Annotated in this window: 18 protein-coding genes and 1 pseudogene; 6 read left to right on the top strand and 13 right to left on the bottom strand. The window is 43.5% G+C overall.

The annotated features are described in order from the left end of the window. Nucleotides 1–32: 32 nt before the first annotated feature. The gene (locus AC1DWN_RS13705) at nt 33–956 is read right to left on the bottom strand and encodes a LysR family transcriptional regulator (protein ID WP_477559459.1); all 924 of its coding nucleotides are present in this window, start codon (nt 954–956) and stop codon (nt 33–35) included. Nucleotides 957–1,075: 119 nt separating this feature from the next. On the opposite strand from AC1DWN_RS13705, the gene AC1DWN_RS13700 reads away from it, so the two are divergent. The 3 genes from AC1DWN_RS13700 (at nt 1,076) to AC1DWN_RS13690 (ending at nt 3,886) form a co-directional block, all read left to right on the top strand. Then, entirely contained in the window at nt 1,076–2,158 is a 1,083-nt protein-coding gene (locus AC1DWN_RS13700) for a branched-chain amino acid aminotransferase (RefSeq protein ID WP_477559458.1), read from the top strand. Between the two features lie 179 nt (nt 2,159–2,337). Beyond that, nucleotides 2,338–2,619: an ArsR/SmtB family transcription factor gene (locus AC1DWN_RS13695; RefSeq protein ID WP_477559457.1), complete on the top strand. Its 282-nt coding sequence runs from the start codon at nt 2,338–2,340 to the stop codon at nt 2,617–2,619. A 70-nt stretch (nt 2,620–2,689) separates the two neighbouring features. Beyond that, on the top strand, nt 2,690–3,886 hold the full coding sequence (locus AC1DWN_RS13690) for an MFS transporter (RefSeq protein ID WP_477559456.1): 1,197 nt from the start codon (nt 2,690–2,692) through the stop codon (nt 3,884–3,886). A gap of 171 nt (nt 3,887–4,057) precedes the next feature. Here AC1DWN_RS13690 and AC1DWN_RS13685 read toward each other — a convergent pair whose 3' ends face one another. After that, nucleotides 4,058–4,747 carry a Crp/Fnr family transcriptional regulator gene (locus AC1DWN_RS13685; RefSeq protein ID WP_477559455.1) on the bottom strand — a complete coding sequence of 230 codons (690 nt, stop codon included), beginning with the start codon at nt 4,745–4,747 and terminating at the stop codon, nt 4,058–4,060. Between the two features lie 67 nt (nt 4,748–4,814). Next, complete coding sequence (locus AC1DWN_RS13680; RefSeq protein WP_477559454.1) at nt 4,815–5,699, bottom strand: M15 family metallopeptidase; 885 nt, start codon at nt 5,697–5,699, stop codon at nt 4,815–4,817. 157 nt (nt 5,700–5,856) lie between these two features. Here AC1DWN_RS13680 and AC1DWN_RS13675 point away from each other — a divergent pair, with 157 nt between their 5' ends. Further along, complete coding sequence (locus AC1DWN_RS13675; RefSeq protein WP_477559453.1) at nt 5,857–6,123, top strand: helix-turn-helix domain-containing protein; 267 nt, start codon at nt 5,857–5,859, stop codon at nt 6,121–6,123. 408 nt (nt 6,124–6,531) lie between these two features. Here the strand turns inward: AC1DWN_RS13675 and AC1DWN_RS13670 are convergent, their stop codons facing one another. From AC1DWN_RS13670 to AC1DWN_RS13655, 4 genes are all read right to left on the bottom strand, one after another. Next, a complete protein-coding gene (locus AC1DWN_RS13670) occupies nt 6,532–7,206 on the bottom strand; it encodes a vWA domain-containing protein (protein WP_477559452.1) in 675 nt (224 codons plus the stop codon). A 91-nt stretch (nt 7,207–7,297) separates the two neighbouring features. After that, a complete protein-coding gene (locus AC1DWN_RS13665; RefSeq protein ID WP_477559451.1) occupies nt 7,298–8,302 on the bottom strand; it encodes a macro domain-containing protein in 1,005 nt (334 codons plus the stop codon). Nucleotides 8,303–8,617: 315 nt separating this feature from the next. Then, entirely contained in the window at nt 8,618–8,809 is a 192-nt protein-coding gene (locus AC1DWN_RS13660) for a hypothetical protein (RefSeq protein ID WP_477559450.1), read from the bottom strand. A gap of 610 nt (nt 8,810–9,419) precedes the next feature. Continuing rightward, a complete protein-coding gene (locus tag AC1DWN_RS13655; protein WP_477559449.1) occupies nt 9,420–10,067 on the bottom strand; it encodes a 2OG-Fe(II) oxygenase in 648 nt (215 codons plus the stop codon). A gap of 269 nt (nt 10,068–10,336) precedes the next feature. On the opposite strand from AC1DWN_RS13655, the gene AC1DWN_RS13650 reads away from it, so the two are divergent. Continuing rightward, nucleotides 10,337–11,254 (top strand): AraC family transcriptional regulator, encoded by a 918-nt coding sequence (locus AC1DWN_RS13650; RefSeq protein ID WP_477559448.1) that lies wholly within the window; start codon nt 10,337–10,339, stop codon nt 11,252–11,254. 100 nt (nt 11,255–11,354) lie between these two features. On the opposite strand, the gene AC1DWN_RS13645 is transcribed toward AC1DWN_RS13650, so the two are convergent. Further along, nucleotides 11,355–14,009: a GH116 family glycosyl hydrolase gene (locus tag AC1DWN_RS13645; protein WP_477559447.1), complete on the bottom strand. Its 2,655-nt coding sequence runs from the start codon at nt 14,007–14,009 to the stop codon at nt 11,355–11,357. A gap of 215 nt (nt 14,010–14,224) precedes the next feature. On the opposite strand from AC1DWN_RS13645, the gene AC1DWN_RS13640 reads away from it, so the two are divergent. Beyond that, entirely contained in the window at nt 14,225–14,389 is a 165-nt protein-coding gene (locus AC1DWN_RS13640) for a hypothetical protein (RefSeq protein WP_477559446.1), read from the top strand. A gap of 124 nt (nt 14,390–14,513) precedes the next feature. On the opposite strand, the gene AC1DWN_RS13635 is transcribed toward AC1DWN_RS13640, so the two are convergent. From AC1DWN_RS13635 to AC1DWN_RS13615, 5 genes and pseudogenes are all read right to left on the bottom strand, one after another. Beyond that, a complete protein-coding gene (locus AC1DWN_RS13635; protein ID WP_477559445.1) occupies nt 14,514–14,903 on the bottom strand; it encodes a retropepsin-like aspartic protease in 390 nt (129 codons plus the stop codon). Beyond that, nucleotides 14,900–15,157 carry a hypothetical protein gene (locus AC1DWN_RS13630; RefSeq protein WP_477559444.1) on the bottom strand — a complete coding sequence of 86 codons (258 nt, stop codon included), beginning with the start codon at nt 15,155–15,157 and terminating at the stop codon, nt 14,900–14,902. Before AC1DWN_RS13630 ends, AC1DWN_RS13635 begins: the two co-directional genes overlap by 4 nt. An 88-nt stretch (nt 15,158–15,245) precedes the next feature. Next, on the bottom strand, nt 15,246–15,962 hold the full coding sequence (locus AC1DWN_RS13625) for a DEAD/DEAH box helicase (protein ID WP_477559443.1): 717 nt from the start codon (nt 15,960–15,962) through the stop codon (nt 15,246–15,248). Beyond that, the gene (locus tag AC1DWN_RS13620) at nt 15,959–16,804 is read right to left on the bottom strand and encodes a DEAD/DEAH box helicase family protein (RefSeq protein WP_477559442.1); all 846 of its coding nucleotides are present in this window, start codon (nt 16,802–16,804) and stop codon (nt 15,959–15,961) included. The genes AC1DWN_RS13625 and AC1DWN_RS13620 overlap by 4 nt, the downstream gene beginning before the upstream one ends. Nucleotides 16,805–17,372: 568 nt before the next feature. Continuing rightward, a pseudogene (locus tag AC1DWN_RS13615) lies at nt 17,373–17,570 on the bottom strand (helix-turn-helix domain-containing protein); the annotation flags it as partial. Nucleotides 17,571–18,237: the final 667 nt, after the last annotated feature.

Genomic DNA, 18,237 nt, shown 5'->3' with positions numbered 1-18,237 from the left:
GTATATAGTTGATCCAGATTGCTACCCGCCTACTAGAATTCTATTTCTCCCTCTCCCACCTGCATATCTGCGCGAAAGCTCTCAATAAACTGCAGAGCACGCTTCGGCAAATAATGATTCTTCAGCCAAACAATACCCACATCAGACTGAAAGTTTGCATCGACAATATTAAGCATTTTGACAACCGTACTTGGAAAAGAGGACATAACCGACTTCGGGAACACCGTTGCGCCGATCCCGCCAGCAATAAGCGACATAATAATCGCCACACTTGAGCACTCGCATATAATGTTAGGCTCAAAGCCGTGTCGCTTGCATTCTTTCACAACCTGCTCATGCATCCGCGTCGTTTTGTCTGACTTTAAGGTGAGGAACGGGAAATTTGCCAGCTCCTTCATATGAATTCCCTCTTTGCAGGAGTAATCCGTCCATGAGCTTGGAATGACAGCGACGAACGGATCGGATGGCAGCTGCAGCACGGAATATTGCTGAGGATGCTTTTGCGCCTCAAATGGCAGTCTCGCCACCACTAAATCAATAGCCCGCTTCTCCAGTTGCTCTCCTAAGTAAAAATGGTCACCTTCTGAGATTTTGAATGTAACCTGGGGATACCGTTCCCTGAACTGCTCAATTCGCTTGGGCAATATGGAGATACAGGATACCACCGACCCTATCGACAGAACTCCGCGGATGCCCTCCTCCATTCCCTTAACCTCTCTGAGAGATTCATCAAACTGTGCGAGCAGCAATTCTGCCTTCTGCTTAAGCAGTTCGCCCGCAGCGGTACGTATGAGACCTTTTCCGTTGCGCTCAAAGAGCTTAACGCCCAGCTCCTCCTCCATCAGCTTCAATTGCCTGCTAAGGGGCGGCTGTTCCATATTGAGCAGCTTGGCCGCGCGAGTAACCTGTCCTTCTTGTGCTATAATTAAGAAGTATTTGAGCTGACGCATATCCATGTCGTTCACTCCCCCTATCTATACCCAAAAGGTATGGACATTCAATAAAATAGATATTATAAATATAGCGTATGAAGTGTTAGCATTCAATTATCGATCACTTAAGGGAGTTGGGCCATTTGCTTCAATCATTGGAAATCGAGTTAACCACGAATAAGAAACAACAGCCAGCAGCAGAGCAGCTTGGGTTTGGCAATTACTTTACAGACCATATGTTTATTATGGATTATTCGACAGACAAAGGCTGGCATAAGCCACGTATTATTCCTTACCAACCGATCGTATTAGACCCGGCAGCAAAAGTGTTTCATTATGGACAAACGATATTTGAAGGATTGAAAGCGTATAAAACCGATGATGGTCGCGTACTGCTATTTAGGCCTCAAAAAAATATTCAAAGAATGAATCGCTCCAACGAGCGTCTTAGTGTTCCAGCGCTGGATATCGATACCGTCATTAAAGCATTGAAGCAGCTGATTGCCGTTGACCAGGACTGGATTCCAACAGCGCCTAGCACGTCGCTTTATATTCGTCCTTTTATTATTGCAACGCAGCCGCAGCTTGGCGTGGCGCCTTCCACTCACTATCAATTCATCATCATCATGTCGCCTGTGGGCGCTTATTACACCGAGGGTGTAAACCCTGTAAAAATTTTCGTCGAGTCGGAATACGTACGTTCCGTGAAGGGCGGCGTGGGTGAAGCGAAAACAGCGGGCAATTACGCGGCAGGCTTGAAAGCGCAGGAGCTCGCTAAAGAAAAGGGCTATTCCCAAGTTCTTTGGCTCGATGGCGTACATCGCAAATATATTGAGGAAGTCGGCAGCATGAATGTCTTCTTTAAAATCAATGGCGTCGTGCATACGCCTGCATTAAATGGCAGTATTTTGGACGGCGTTACACGAAATTCCATTATTCAACTGCTTCAGCATTGGAGCATTGAAGTTGTAGAGCGTCCAATTACAATCGAGGAGCTGTACGAGGCTAGTCGCAAAGGCGAGCTGGAGGAAGCATTCGGTACAGGTACAGCAGCCGTAATCTCTCCGATCGGTGAACTGAACTGGCAGGATGAAGTACTGATCATTAACGAGGGGAACACTGGCGAGCTATCCAAAAAGCTTTATGATACCCTAACCGGCATCCAAATGGGTAAGCTTGCTGACCCCCTTAATTGGATGGTCGAGGCTAGCTCCGTTAACGTCTAATCACGAAATGAAAAAGGCTGTCGATCGCTTTCGACGGCCTTTTTTTCTATATCTGCCTCTTTCTTTTACCTACGCGATATACCATTTGTCTCGTTGTCTATTTACTTTCTAAAACACGTATGTTATCTTATTTCTACGGATATAGAAATAAAGTATGACTGGAATTAGGTGAATTTATTATGGTAGAAGAGCATGCGGACATAAATCAAGCTGTTAAAGTATACAAAGCGCTCGGAGAGCCCACGCGAATCAAAATTGCTCTGCTTCTTACGGAGGAGAAAAATTTGTGCTGCTCCGATATTGGGGCTAAGCTGGAATCTGTGGCTGGTTCAACGCTTTCTCATCACTTAAAACAATTGACGGAGTGCGGGTTGCTTAAGCTCCGTAAGGATGGCACCTATATCTACTACAGCGTAAACCGCGAGTTGGCGCAAAAGTATGCTCCTTATTTGTTGGAGTAATTTTTTTTATTTTATATTTCTATATTCTTAGAAATATAAAAACATCTGCGTCGAGAGGGGCTTTACTGGTATGTCAAACGCTTGGAAAATTTATATGCTGGCCATAATCAGCTTTCTTGTTGGGACGTCCGAATTCATTATTGCAGGTATTTTGGATAAGGTGGCTGCAGACGTAGGCGTCTCGGTATCAGCCGCAGGTCAGCTGATTACCGTGTTTTCGCTCGCATATGCATTCGGCACTCCTATCCTCATGGCTGTCACAGCACGTATGGAAAGACGACAGCTGCTGCTCTATGCACTTGGTGTATTTGCAATCGGCAATTTGATCACCATCGCATTGCCCGGCTTTGCATTTTTATTAGTTTCCCGAATCGTTCTCGCTCTTGGCACTGGCGTATTTGTCGTTACCGCATTGACGGTTGCTGCAAAGCTTGCAGCCCMTGGCAAACAAGGCAGTGCAATTGCAACGCTAGTTATGGGCTTCAGTACTTCCTTAATCATTGGCGTGCCTCTCGGCAGAGTTGCCGCTGCCGCATATGATTGGAAGCTAATCTTCGGAGTTATTGGAATTCTTGGTCTGTTCGCTATGCTCATCATTTTAACGACTATTCCTCGATCTGATGGTGATGAGCCAGTACCCGTTCGCAAACAGCTGGCTTTATTTAAACAACCAAAAATCGCGATCGCCTTAGCCGTCACCTTCATGTGGATCGGTGGGTACTCCATCGTCTACACCTATATTTCACCCTACCTATTAACCGTAACTAAGCTAAGTGAGCAGGGCGTGAGCATCGGTCTCTTCGCTTTTGGTATCGCTAGTTTGTTCGGCTCGAAGTTCGGGGGCTACAGCACGGACAAATGGGGAGCTCCTCGTACTTTAGTTAGCGGGATGCTGTTCCACACGATTGCGCTTGTACTGCTTTCACTAGCAGGGCACTCGCCTTTCATCGTGCTCCCAGTGCTTATGCTATGGGCATTCACAGCTTGGTCATCGGGCCCTACTCAGCAGTATCATTTGATGACGCTGGCTCCGGAGGCTTCCGGCATCATGCTTAGTCTAAACAGCTCTGTGCTGCAGCTCGGTATGGCAGCGGGCGCTGGACTTGGCGGTGTTATTGTACAGCAAGCATCACTTACCTCAATCAGCTGGATTGGAGCGACGGGTGTTATCCTTGCTGCTGCAACAGCAGCCACCTTCTTCGGCCTATCCCATACGCGTGCTCGGCGGGAAGAAGTAAAGAGCAGCTTAGTTAAGTCCAGTGCATAAACCTTTGAGACAAGCGTAAACGGCTGTCGCCGTCCTCTTCGGCAAAGGCATTCGTTTCGCGATGATATATAAGCACATTTATAAGTGAATACTTATAAATTCTTATATATAAATAAAAAAACAGACTGTCTCATGCACATTCATGCAAAAGACAGCCTGTTTCTTTATAAGTTATGCTCTAACTGGGTCGAGTATATTTCTAAGTGCATCCATGTTGCACACGAGTATTTTCTTCTGATCAATACGTATCAATTGCTCGTTTTGTAATTCAAGCAATGATTTTGTCACTGTCTCGCGCGCCGTTCCCGTCATATCTGCCAAGTGCTGATGCGTTAGTTTCAAATCGATTAAAACACCTTCATCAGTGGGCACTCCATGTTGTTCGGTTAGTCGCAGCAGCATACGAGCAATGCGCGTGCGCACATCGAGAATGGTTAAATCTGTTATTAATTTATTGGCATCACGCAGACGATCTAAGGTCGTTTCCAAAATGCCGATCATTATTTCAGGTTTACTTTTTAATAAGGGAATGAAGTCGCGTTTCTTCAAAATGCATAAGGTGGACTTCTCAATTGTCCTTGCAGAAGCAGAGCGTACTCTTTCATTTTGCAACAAAGCCATCTCTCCAAAGAAATCACCTTCTCTAAAAATAGAAAAGATCACATCCCTGGAGTGGTTATCTTGATAGATTTGAATAACACCGGATAAAACGAGATAAAGTTCATCTCCTTCATCGCCTTCAAAAAAGATGGACTCACCTTTTAAATAATTGCGCTTGCTGCATAACTTAGTAATTTCAGCTAAATGTTCATCATCAAGATGCTCAAAGAATGGGAAATCTCGTAATAATTGCGGGTTCATGTTCAGAACTACCTCCAGTATTCATGGTATTTAAAATAAGATATTTGTAGTAATAATTATCCCTTTGTTACTCAACATCAAAATCAAAATACTCATTAGGAAACGGCTCATCCTTCAACGTATAATGCCACCATTCCTTACTATACGGCTTAAAACCATGCTTAGTCATAACCTGCTTAAGAAGCTGTCTATTGGCCGCTTGCTCTTTCGTGATTTGTCCGGTATTAAAGTTGGAAATAACATCTAGCATATCAACCGGGCTTCCCATATCCAGCTCTTCCCCTGTATCCGCATAAGCGAGTGTTATGTCCACGGTGCTTCCCCGCGAATGTCCCGACCGCTTGGACAAGTATCCTTTTTGAAATAAGGTGCTTTTCTCTTCAAGTGGGTAAAAGCTATCTTTCATCAATAAATCCTCTTCATCAAGCGAATAGCGAATAAAATGATTAACAGCTTTTTGAGGTCGATATGCATCATAAAACACGAATATAAGTCCTTGTTTCTCCAATTCATCACTAACCGTCTGCAAGGCAAGAGCCGCTTCCTCTGTAGCGATCGCCAATGAGGCCAGATAGCCGTCAATCGGCATACCTACAAAATTTTTATCACTACTATAACCCATTACTTGCTGCGTAGTTGGGATATACTCATCCAAATAAACAAACCCTTGAGGCAGATGTCCTTTTTTCTCCCATTCTACAGTAATTAGCTGATCAGAAGTAGGCTTATTGGGGTGATTTGCGTCTGAGCTCTTGAGGGCATTGGTATCTGTTTGGTCAGTGGAGTCAATTGTGACTGTTGGGTCTGTTATTAGCGTTGTTTGATCTATTGTAACTTCATTAGCCTGTAAGTCCGATTCAGCCTCACCTACTGAATTTGTACTTGCAGCTGACGAGCAAGCAGTCATTAGCACGAGCATTATAGCTACAAACATACGAATGGTACTTTTCACTTGTTGCATCCCTCTTTCTAAACGCTTAATGCTTTGGGCGAAGCTCGACAGTAAAAATAAACTTCAACTATTATACCATTCAACTACTGGCGGTAGCATGCAACTGTAACTATCCCAAAAACACCCATTTAATAGCCAAACAAATTAGAGTACAATAATGGGGATCCGTACCAAACTGCTTGAAAATGTTGCTTTCGATCCCATTCCCTATCGCATTGCGGAATTTTTATTGATTGAGTCAGCAAAATCGGAATCCTTGCAAATTACCCATGAACAGCTGGCTGTTGAACTTGGGACGGGAAGAGGGGTCATTACCCGGAATTTAAAAGAATTTTCAAGCAGGGGGGCCATCGTATTAAGAAGAGGAACAATCACCATATTGGACCGTAATATCTTGAAAAGCATAGCAGATCAGCATTTGTGACTTTGTCACTGTCGCTCAGCTCAAAGCCTCATAAAATCAATGGTAGACCCATTAGATTTTTATAGGAGGTTAACTATGAACTACTATTACGACAGTTCAAACCTTAAACGAATTCCAGAGCCTATAAGCTCGCCCCTAAGGCCGCTGCTTCCTTCTTGTCCTTCGGAAAGGATGTCTTTCATGCAATAGACACCATTCCATTAAACCCATACTTTGATAGCATACGAGGATAACCAGCAGCAATTAGATCAGCAGTCTAAAGCTCCCGACTGCTTCTGCTAATACAGCGGCACATAAAGATCAAAAACCCTGATCTCTTGAGATCGGGGTTTTTATGGTGGAGGGGAACCGTGGTTTGGTAAATCCACAATTCGCCGGAGCTTGATGCATGCCGTAACACAAACTCTTTTATGTTCTCGGCTTACGGACATCCTTATTGCTACCACGCCGAACGAAGTCTGCCTGTATYCCATCTCCCCAATCCTCAGCTAATGTACCGCTCTTGCGGAAATTGGTTACCGCTTCTGTCACGACTTCGTAATTCAATTGTGTTCCCTGACTATCAGCATGGTAGTTCTGTACCCGGTTAGGAGCTATTCCAAAACGTCCGGCCACGTCCATCGCGTCGATGTTCGCGCCAAGGAATATAAACTCCCAATCATACTTACTTTTTTGTCGCTCTACCATCGCCCTGATTTTGCAGTAGTCATATTCGCGGCTAGCATTCTCCATACCATCTGTTGTAATGACAAACAACACCTTGTCCGCTCGATATTCCTCGGATGTATGCTTCTGAGCATTGCCTACATTATTAATCGCACTGCCGATTGCATCAAGCAGAGCTGTTGACCCTCCTACAAAGTATTCCTTTTCGGTCATAGGCGATACTGCTCTAATATCAATTCGGTCATGGAGAAGTTCATAAATGTTGTCGAAAAGAACAGTTGTAATTCGCGCTTCACCATTCACAGCCTTTTGTTTAGCAAGCATGGCATTGTACCCGCCGATGGTATCAGCCTCAAGTCCGCTCATCGAGCCGCTTTTGTCCAATATAAATACTAGTTCCGTGAGGTTTACTCTCATTATTTATTCCTCCATTCAATGTCTTACTGAATAAAGGATACACTAGCGCTACAGTGAATAGGTCGCTTTCAAAGCGACAATGACTAATGCCTCATGAACCCAGCAACGGCTGGTCGTAATGGAACAGTACTTCATTAATTGTGAAAATATCATATTTGCCGTGCGTGATGAAATATTCAATAATGACATCAAATTTCTGGCTTCTAGACAGCGCATATCCCGCACGTTCCAGCAAGTTCTCGGTTTCGTCAAGATTCAGTTCCAACGCTACGGCGAAAGAGATAGCGGTTCTTTTGCTAGGCATATAGGCATGGTTGCTTCGTATTTTGGAAAATAACTTACGGTCAATATTAGCACGCTTGTAAACTTCAACATCCGTTCTGCCTTTTGCGCTAATCAGCTTTAGAAGTGCCAGAGAGAACGGCTCATCGAGGTGCTCGATCAGATCATCGAGACTACCGATTGTTAAATTCTCCTTAGATGCGGGCATCACCATCGGAACGGTGTCCTCGTAAATTGCAGAACGTTCAACATTCAGCGTACTACGGCGCAACGGGGTATGTTCATCCACATAATGCTCGTCGATAAACGCCTCGACCTTGCCAAGTATATGTTCGCTAATTTCAACTGCCGACTTGTCGAACAAGACGAGGTAGACATCCATGTCTTGATCCCTCAAAAAGTATTGGATGGTAGCAGATGCCACTTGCAAAGCTTCCTTCTTCGGATAGCCGTATATACCTGACGAAATCAGAGGAAATGCAACGGATTCACAGCTGTACTGCTCTGCAAGTATTAGGGAATTGACATAACATTCCCGAAGAAGCATCTCTTCTCCATTCTGACCGCCATGCCAGACTGGACCGGGCGTATGAATAATGTATTTTGCAGGCAGTTTGTAGCCCTGGGTGATGACTGCTTGCCCTATTTCACAGCTGCCAATGGAATGACATTCTTTTTGCAGCTCGCTTGCACCTGCCGATTTGAAGATAGCACCGCATACCCCTCCTCCCATCTGGAGTGAAGGATTTGCAGCATTAACGATGGCATCAATCTGCATTTTCGTTATGTCATTTCGAACGATGGTAAACGGCATAGAACACGATCGCTCCTTTACTTGTTGCTACCCTTTGTTTTTCACTGTGGCCATACAATTACTCTAAATTATATATGAAAAGAAGATAGAATTACGAGGTCATTGCTATACGTATGGTGAAAAACAAAAACCACAACCTTATGCGGTTGTGGTTAAATATGGTGGAGGAACCCCTGTACGAAGACAACGCCACACATCTTTCTACGGGTGTAGCTGCAGTTTTGATGTCACCCGAGGGGCACCTCGAAAACGATTGCCCCTTCGGGTGCTTTTGCATTATATCCTTGCAAGGGAGTGTCTACTTTTTCATGATACCTATATTTGCTCGTACCATCGCAGCAATTCACGCGTCTCTTCTTGCGGTGTCTTACATTCAGCTTCGGCGAATTTCTCTTTCATACAAGCGACCGTTATTTCTTCTGTCGTGCACTCGTGTCCCCGATCGCAAGTAAAACAAAAATGAAGAAGATACTTCGTTAATTGTTCGTCTCTGTAGGTGTTCAACATGAGTATCACTCCTTTCTCCTTCTATTTATTTTTATTCTAATACAAAAATCCAGTAATGTTTGTGATTTATTTCACAAAGTTGGATAGTTTTTGAACTTCTTTCTTATTTGAATATGACAAGGTCCGACCTCATGAGATCAAAACAACAGTGGTGTGGAAAAAGAGTTGTTGTTCTATTGCCAATGGCGGCAAAGATAATGTGGAGTTAATTCTGATGCTTCCTGTCACGGCTCTTGAGGAAAAGCAAAATCCACAACCTCCTGCGGTTGTGGATTTACATGGTGGAGGCGAGGGAAATTGAACCCCTGTCCGAATATTACGCCACACAGGCCTCTACGGGTGTAGTCACAGTTTTGATGTCACCCGAGAGACTCCTTCTTCATTCACATGAAAAATCACCAAGCGTTAGACAGATGTACAAACCCCTCCCTTCATCACGGAATAATATACCGTATTATCAAACCCCATGCCCTCCTTCGGAGTAGGGCGACTCCCCTAAATCTTCTCCAACCACACAAAAAAGCCGACCTCACGCGGTCGGCTTTCTTAATGGTGGAGGCGAGGGGATTTGAATCTCTGTCCGAAAATCACGCCGTACATAATCATACATCTAGGAAGAGCGTAAGGCTTGTCTTCTCATCCACATCGTTGCAACCCATTTTTCCCCTTTAATCACTGGTGTACCTGCATGTAAAGTGGAATCGTTTAATTCATGATTATTGTAAAAATATTCGAAGTAAACCGCCATGCCTTTGTTAGGGACAACAGAAAAATTAAGCATGGGAAACGCAGTTTCTCCGCCTTCTTCCACATCATTCAAATACAATATGAGCGTACTAATTCGATTGTTGGCACTTGCTCGAGTCGTTTCTGCGAAGAAATCATAATGAGGTTGATACTCTTGGCCAGGGGTATACAGCAGAACTTGCAAGCCATCACCATGCTCGATAGGAACATTCATAATTTGAGAGAGTCGCTTCTCGATTCTAGTAACCGTCTCATTCCCCTCACAGAAAACTCCGCTGCTCGTTCTAATAGGATTGACCACATGATCTTCACCTATTTTTGAACGTTGCAATTGTTCCCTGGAATGTTTAATTAGCTCGTCGCATTCCTCATCGCTAAGCACATTTCCTAGTACGACAACCAGAGGTTCCTCATACTTGGCAACAATTCGAATCTCTCGATCTTCTGTCTTGATCGTATTTCCAGTATGATCAAATATCGTCTGTTCTTTCTCTTTCGTATTCCCTATCATCCGTATGCAGCCCCTATATTATGACACCCACAATAATACCATAAATTGGAATCAATTACTCTATTAATTTCAGAAATGTCAAAATAATCGAACTTCCTGTTTCAGAGAAAATTTCCCTATAGAGACGAAGTGACTTGGGTATGGGCGAACATCCGATTTAACCAGTCGACTCATTGCTATATGAATATTTCAGGCCCGAATATATCTGCGGCTATTTAATATATGAATTGGCGTGTATATTATACGTATAAATAGTTGGAGGTTAACCCATGGATTACTCATTCACTTCCTACAAAACGGATGACAGAAGCAATGTCGATCTGGCCTTATACGAATGTGGTGAAGAGCAATACCGCCCTAATTATCACATTGGGCCGGCTGCAAGGGATCATTATCTGATCCATTACATCGACATTGGAAAAGGGAAGTTTATAACGAAAAACCGAACCTATGAAGTGAACAAAGGCGATGGATTTATTATTTATCCGGGAGAAGTTGTCTATTACGGAGTAGAGGAAGACGACCCCTGGCATTGCTACTGGGTAGGCTTCCATGGAATGAATACCATACAATACCTAGAGCAATGCGGCTTGAACGATGAGAACCGCTTGTTTCATTTCGACGATGATAGCCATCTAGTGGATAATATGTCAGCTATCATTCACTCTTCTAACAATTATTCCGTTCCGTATATTAGAAGCTTAGGGTTATTGTATATTTTCTTTTCCCTATTAACGGAGCAGCACAATAAGAATAATAAAAATAACGCGAATATAAGCAAAGAAAATATACATGTGTTACAAGCCGTGCAATATATTCAGCATCATTATATGCTCAATATTAAAATGTCCGATCTAGCCGACCGCTTAGGGTTTAATCGCAGTTATTTTTGTTCTATTTTTAAGAAGCATATGAAGATTTCTCCCAAGCAATATTTAATGAATATTAGAATCTCTCGGGCCTGCGAGCTGATGAAGCACTCCGATCTGAATATTTCCGAGATAGCCCGCTCCACCGGCTTCGACGATCCTTTATACTTCTCCAAAATTTTCAAGAGACAAAGATTTCATTCTCCACAAGCTTATAAAAATCATGAGCTATGGAAGCAAGAAGAAAACTCCCTATCAAGCGTAAACGGCTCTCGCCGTCCTCTTCGGCAAGAGCATTCGTTTCGCGGAGATATATAAGCACATTTATAAGTGAATACTTATAAATTCTTATATATTAGACAAAACAAGGTAATACCCTTCGGATGCGGTAATACCTTGTTGTTATCGGAAAGTCTATTTATTGGGTTTCCCGGTACGCTCGRTACGCAACTAATTTCATATCGGGTTTGAGCGTGATCACTTGATCGAATTTTATTATCGTGCGGTCTGCATCTTCAATTAATTCGAAGTTCACCATCTCGCCATTGACCCGAACTTTTTCAATAGGCTTGATAGTAAGAATGAGAGTTTGAAAGCTCATTTCACCGACCGTACATTGGAGCTCGAAAGTATCGGATTGCTTGATGAACCGACCAAACCCGGAAGGCGCAAACCAAGGCGCTTGAATGCTCTCCGCCGGCGGAACAAACGCAACCGTGCTTTTAGGGACATCCAATTTAAAGCCTGAAGCAGATAATAGGATTGCCCACCCCGCCATGGCTCGGTAATAATGATCGCCGCATTCTTCGTGATTAAATATTCTTCCCGCATGAAAATACCTTCGATCCACATTTTCGGATAACTCAATCGCCTCATCAATCAATCCATATTCCATTAATGCCGATACAAAAGCAAACTCAATACCCGACCAATTGGCTTCTGCCTGAACATTGCGATACGTAAATAACGTCGGCTTAGCATGCTTGGGGTATACCGCATTGATAAGTCCTGTTTCAGGGTGGTAATTATACTTAAATACGGATTTCAGTGCGTCTTGGGTACGATGCTCAGGTATAAAACTACCTAATCCGATCAGTTGCGCAAACCACTGTCCGTCTATCTGATCCGCCATGCAGCACTCATCTTTTGCTTCGCCATCCACCCACAAGCTAAAATACTCGTCATTCCACAGCTTCTGTTCAAAATTCTTTTTGCCGATCTCCAGCATGGTACACCATTTGCTTTTAAGCTGCTGTTCGCCTAGATCATCTGCCATGCGAGATGCCGCAAGTAATGCCGCTAACCACAAACTGCAGATGTAAGACGGCGTTCCTTTGAAATGCCACGCATCATACGTATTGCTTTCGGTCTCCGTATCTGGCAGACAATCCCCGTCGCAATCTAATCTTTCAATGCTATCCATAGCCATGACGATGGAATTCCAAAGTCTTCTCACATACTCGATATTACCGGTCCAAAGATAATCGCGGCAAACCAACAGTACGTATTGCGGATTCATGTCCACGCGATCAAAACCGTTATCCACGGAATCGAAATCGGGAGTAAAGAAGTGATGTACTCTCCCGTCTTCTCTTTGAAACCTTGCCCCAAGCTCCATCTGCCCTAGTTGTAGATCCGGAAATAGCGCCAATAGATTAAACGATCCCTGATAAGTAATATCCATCGTATGGAATCCGCAGCTTCCATAACCTTCCCAGATGGCAAAATCCCCTTGTTTGGACCACCATGAGCACTTAATAACCGTATTTAATTGATTTATCCAATGATGCACGAATGAGGTATGGGTGTCGGAATGGGCTAACTCATTAGCAAACCTTCTGACTTTTTTTAAGATATCGTTCGAATTCACATTCATATAATCGTTGACTTCTTTGGCATCCTTGAACCAGTTAGTGTACATATGCCCGACAAAACCACCATGATCGCTAAAGTGATTCGGGAAGTACCAAGAGACGATAAACCGAACTTCCTTTCTCTCTCCCGGTCTTAACGTAACACTAGAACAGAGCGCGGCATCTCCCCAAGATTCATGCCCTTCGGCGTCCTTCCATATGCTGTTCATTTGGTCTTTAATGAGGCGAATAAATTTCATTTTTCCCGCTCTATCCGCCAGAAGTGCTTGATCGATCTCAAGTATACGTTGATAGGGAGGATTTGAGCTGGCTATTTCTAGGATTCGCGACATCAATTCTTCGATTTGCAGATCGTTTAATCGATCCAGCTCGTCATCGGTTAAATGAACGATATGCTCAGGAAATGTCTCACTCCCTAAGTTCGGTAACTTACCCGTCTCTCTAAAGTCGAATAGATACGATTGTTCCGTTACACCAAATTCGCCACCTAACACAAAATTAGCAAAGTAACTTGAGAAATCACCCTGAATATAACTGGTTTCTCCGCCGCCGACCGAAAAGCTAATATTCCCGTTTTGTTGATGGGAGCCATTCGAATCACTGCTCATTGTGATGGAAATATGATCATCACTTTTGTGATGACGATTTCTCAACTCTCGGTTATTCAGCCCTCTATTAATCGGGTTTTTCAGTTTTCCTAGCAAAGATACTTCGACATTCTCGTTGGTGAYGTTTTCAATAAAGAAGGTCGCATAGAAACCCGGAGTTCCGCTTACTCGAGAATCTAAAGGGACAAAGGGTGAGGTAAATTCCGAACGGATTTTAACGGGAAGACTTTCATCCATGTAACTTAGTTCACTGATTGGAAAGGATGCATCATAGCATATTTCTTTGATTTCTTTGTGCCATGAATACATCATCGATCGAAACTCTCCCCCATCCATGTCATGGGATAATTTTCTGAATTTCGGTATATCCGTCCCTTGTTTGGTTCGAATATAGAAGGGCATCACATTTGTATCGTAATCGTACAAATTTTCTAGCTTGTTCTTTTTAGCCTCTCTGGATGCCCATTGTCCCAGGTTAAAAATATGCCAATCCTTCAGCACGCCATTTTGATTGATTTCTACCGTTCCTGCGCCAATTCCGCCTAGAGCCATCCCATTCCGCTGCATTTTTTTGTTTATGATCGTTTCCATAATTTCAATGATCCCTCCTGTTGATCAAATTATAGTCTTGATCGGCGTGTATGATTAGGCATAAAGTTTGCGTATATATGGATAAATGTTAGTTTTTGCGAACACAAAATGAGTCTGTCCCCTAAATAACTTAATGGGGCAGCCTCTTCACTGGAAGGAGCCTGCATGAGACAGGCAAGCAGATCGAAATCATCGTCAGCGCCATGGCTAGCGGCGTGTCCAACACCACCCTGCTCAGCAAGCTAGAGAAACTCGAAGCACAGAAGCTGGAGCGGCAAATCATCGAGCAAAGTGCGAGAAAGAAAAAAGAAACCGTCACAGAGGAGGTTCTGAGGCAGCTGCTTTCCAAGTTCAAGGATCATGTAACTAACCGGAAATGAAAAATCCACAACCTCATGCGGTTGTGGATTTACATGGTGGAGGCGAAGCGTGGCTGTGCAAAACCACAATTCGTTGGAGTGTGATGCTTAGGATGTTTGGAGAGGTTGCTTAGCATACTTGTGTTCAGAACTGCTCCCACGCTTTGACCAACATGGATTGAGTATCTATTACAAGTCCTGCCGCTTTCATAAAGTCAAAGCCAATGATTCCGTCAATCTCCATGCCGTAGTCCATACTTCCAATTTCCACTTGGAATTGCTCTAAAGACAAATCATCAAAATAAATGGCATCCATACTTTTGGTGTACACGTATTCCACTCCGCCTACACCTCGAATAGCATCCACGACGTCGTTCTCTTCTGGAACTACACCGATTTCCCGTACTAAATCAGCATTGAATAGCGTACTCGCCGATCCTGTATCCAGCAGAACCTTGTTCATTTCTAACTCTTTACCTCTGAAAATAATTGTAACACTCACAAAAGGCAGTCCATGTTCCTGGACAATGTTCATCTAGGCCCCCGTACTCCTACATATCGTTCCCGCGCAACTAATTCAGGACGAGATGTATGAAAAAAGCAATATTCGCGATGAGGATGCTCCCGATGCAATTCACCGTATCGTCGCATCGCCTTTGTCGAATCAGAAAACGTATCAATAACGACAACCTCTTCAATATAACGGTGTCCTTCCTTCGAATGCGTCTTTGTCGCTTCCAAAACGACCCACTCTTCGGGAAAGCGTTCCTGCACTTCTTCCCAACGCATCCCGCCACCTCCGAACAAATTTCTTTCCTTTATTGTACCATAACAACAACCCGATCGGACATGGTTTCGGTTCGGCTCAATACAAACATCATATCTCGGCGCCACGGTAGCCCATCTTGTGATAACCTTTTACCCGTTTCTTATACATGCTCGCTAGCATTGGAATTTGGAGGTCAATGTAATCATAATCATAAATCTTGACCTTATTCTTATTAACATGGTTGCGATGCAACCTGCCTGCATACTGCTCTAAGGATCCGGTCCAAGATATCGGATGAACTAGGAATAGCGTGTCCAGCCGGGCATCATCGAAGCCCTCGCCGATCAATTTCCCCGTTGCGATGAACACACGCTCTTCATTATCTGAGGTTTTAGCGATTTGTTCTCGAATAGCCTCTCTTTGCTTCTTTCTCATCCCTCCGCGAAGAACAATTACGTTTTTAGCAAAATGGCGCAGTCGCTGTTCAAAATACTCTGCATGAGCAGTACGTTCAACAAGCAACATCGGGGAACGCCCCTCATCAAGGCACTTCAACAAGTCATCGAAAATCAACGTATTACGAGCTTCATCGGCAACAAGACTTTGAAAAACATCTTGGATGCCTGGATTTGTTGAACTTGCAGGCATCTGAAATGCTGTATACCTAGGGACGACAGTCAAAGAGAATCCTCTGGTACTGTTCAACATTTTGGCATCTACCTTCATTCGGATAGGGCCAAGCTGCATAATTACGATCGCCTCTTGTCCATCTTGACGTTTGGGCGTCGCTGTAAGACCAAATACATACTTTGCTTTAACTTTCATAGAACTTGCTCAAAGCTGTAAGCAGAAACATGATGGCATTCATCCACAATGATTTGACCATACTCTCCAATAAACTCTTTGACTTCTCCTTTATAATTTAGACTTTGTATAATCGCGATATCTATAATACCCGTTCGTTTGTCTTTACCGCCTCCAATCACACCTATTGAGTTTTTCGGAATATCCAGAAATGTCTGTAAGCGTTGCTTCAACTGAACCATCAGCTCCCGCCGATGAACGATAATCATGGTGTTTACTTTTCGCTTTGAAATAATGTTAGCAGCTACAACCGTTTTACCGAAGGCCGTAGCAGCGGATAATATCCCGATATCATGCGCAAGCACTGCTCTTGCTGATGTATCTTGAAGAGTTGTCAATGTACCCGTAAAACTTGCTTCAATTGTTGTCCCTTCGTTACGCTTATCTTGCAGTTCGATCCGTACATTATTTTGCTCAAAATAATCCCTGGTCACATCCAAGCACCCTCTTGGTAGTGCAATATGATGAGAAAGATCCTCTCCACATGAAATAACCCTTGGTTTTCCATAAGTGGAGAGACGCATAGCCTGAGTTTTATAGAAATCCGGATTGGAAAAGGAAGCAAGTCTAATCAATCTTTTGATCACATTCGGAGGCAATCCATTCTTAGGAATATAGATTCGATCCGACAGGATCAATTGAATTATTACTGGCAATGGTTCCTCGGGCGAAACATTAAAGCGCTTCTTAACTGTTTCCCGAGGCTGTTCAGTATCTTTTTCTTCAGCATTCATAAAATCAAGTCGAAGCTTATCTTCTTCAGCATTCCTTTGAATGAATCTTGTAACTTCTGCCTCAGTCAATTTTGTTAATTGGGAAAGAAAGCGCCATTAATCGTCATAAGGCATAAAGTTTTCATCTATGAATGTGCTATTGCCCACCTTTCGCGGGGCTCCTTGAAATGGAAAAGCAATCGTAGTATCAGTCAGCCCCTTTTCCGAGCATCTCACAATGCGCTTCTGCTCCCGCACTACCTAGGCAACAAAAACTCAGAGTCAAAAAGACGACGCCAGCAAGCAAGCTAKCCTACATAAACGTCGCCACGCAACCACAAATCGTAAGGTCATTCTACGTACAACCAACCAAAACAGAACAAACCATTACGTTGACAGAACCGTCCCCGCCAAACACCTCCGAAAGCGATAGTACCCACGATGTTGAACCCCTGTTCCAAACCAAAGTTATGTAGTTTTACTCGGACACAGGTTCAGAGAAGCCAGCTGTGGCTGTGCAATACCACAATTCGCCGTAGTGTGATGATTAGGATTTTTGGCGAGGTAGCCTAAGGTTCAAACAACACCTTGAACAATGTTCTCCGTCTGAGTTATTAATGTGTAAACAATACCATCACCAACTCTGAAACGTTTATCATCATATGATGCACTGAGTTTCATTTGCTTTCTTCCAGCCCTTACCTAACTCCAGTCCACCTAAGCGAAAAGCATCAATCGGCTCCACATCTAGAGCTCTCAAGATCTTCTCTAAACTTTCAAGAGAAATGTTGCGTTCGCCTCTCTCCACACCCGCCAAATATGTATCTACCATTTCAGCACGTTCGGAAAGTACTAACTGCGTTAGCCCCTACTCCTTCCGCATCTGACGGAGACCTTTCCCCACTAAAACCTTTAATTCCGTCATTCGATCACCTGTCCTTCTCTCTTCAATGCTAGAGAAGGAAACCTTTGACCAGAAGGATATCAAAATATCATTTTATCTATTATTGAACTTGTAAGTTTAGTATAATCAATCTAGTCCAAAGGGATCATCTGGAAAATTTACAAGTAGGAATTAAGGCGTTAACTATGAATTATTTTCGAGAGAAAGCCTGAATTTCAGCTACGACTCGACAAAATTTTCAAAAAACAGGGAGGAATTTGTGTGGCGCTTACGCAGCAAAGTATTACAAAGGCATTAGACTGGGTGTACGATAAGGCTATCATTTGAGGGCTTCCTGGAACAAAGGATGCTTATGAGTTAGCGGAGGAATTTTTAAAGGACAAAGGAGAGTTGCAAATCAGGTAAATGCATTAATTCGGTGGCAAAATTCTAAGAGTGCTACCTCTGGTTTTATTACCGGACTAGGTGGGCTAATTATCCTGCCTGTAGCAATACCCGCCAACCTGGCCTCTGTCTTATAAATTCAGCTTCGAATAATAGCTGCTATTGCCATCATGGGTGGACAAGACGATAAAGACGATAAGGTGCGCACCATGGCTTTTGCCTGCTTGTGTGGTAA

This window comes from Paenibacillus sp. P4_A7, from assembly GCF_056402455.1.
The sequence above is the reverse complement of the archived record's forward strand: the minus strand, read 5'-3'. Positions and strand labels throughout refer to the sequence as shown.

Bases quoted from the DNA above. Each gene is read 5' to 3' on its own strand.
- AC1DWN_RS13675 (WP_477559453.1), top strand. From the start codon at position 5,857: ATGGGGATCCGTACCAAACTGCTTGAAAATGTTGCTTTCGATCCCATT.
- AC1DWN_RS13685 (WP_477559455.1), bottom strand. From the start codon at position 4,747: ATGAACCCGCAATTATTACGAGATTTCCCATTCTTTGAGCATCTTGAT.
- AC1DWN_RS13635 (WP_477559445.1), bottom strand. From the start codon at position 14,903: ATGAACATTGTCCAGGAACATGGACTGCCTTTTGTGAGTGTTACAATT.
- AC1DWN_RS13630 (WP_477559444.1), bottom strand. From the start codon at position 15,157: ATGCGTTGGGAAGAAGTGCAGGAACGCTTTCCCGAAGAGTGGGTCGTT.
- AC1DWN_RS13705 (WP_477559459.1), bottom strand. From the start codon at position 956: ATGGATATGCGTCAGCTCAAATACTTCTTAATTATAGCACAAGAAGGA.
- AC1DWN_RS13650 (WP_477559448.1), top strand. From the start codon at position 10,337: ATGGATTACTCATTCACTTCCTACAAAACGGATGACAGAAGCAATGTC.
- AC1DWN_RS13625 (WP_477559443.1), bottom strand. From the start codon at position 15,962: ATGAAAGTTAAAGCAAAGTATGTATTTGGTCTTACAGCGACGCCCAAA.
- AC1DWN_RS13655 (WP_477559449.1), bottom strand. From the start codon at position 10,067: ATGATAGGGAATACGAAAGAGAAAGAACAGACGATATTTGATCATACT.
- AC1DWN_RS13695 (WP_477559457.1), top strand. From the start codon at position 2,338: ATGGTAGAAGAGCATGCGGACATAAATCAAGCTGTTAAAGTATACAAA.
- AC1DWN_RS13660 (WP_477559450.1), bottom strand. From the start codon at position 8,809: ATGTTGAACACCTACAGAGACGAACAATTAACGAAGTATCTTCTTCAT.
- AC1DWN_RS13665 (WP_477559451.1), bottom strand. From the start codon at position 8,302: ATGCCGTTTACCATCGTTCGAAATGACATAACGAAAATGCAGATTGAT.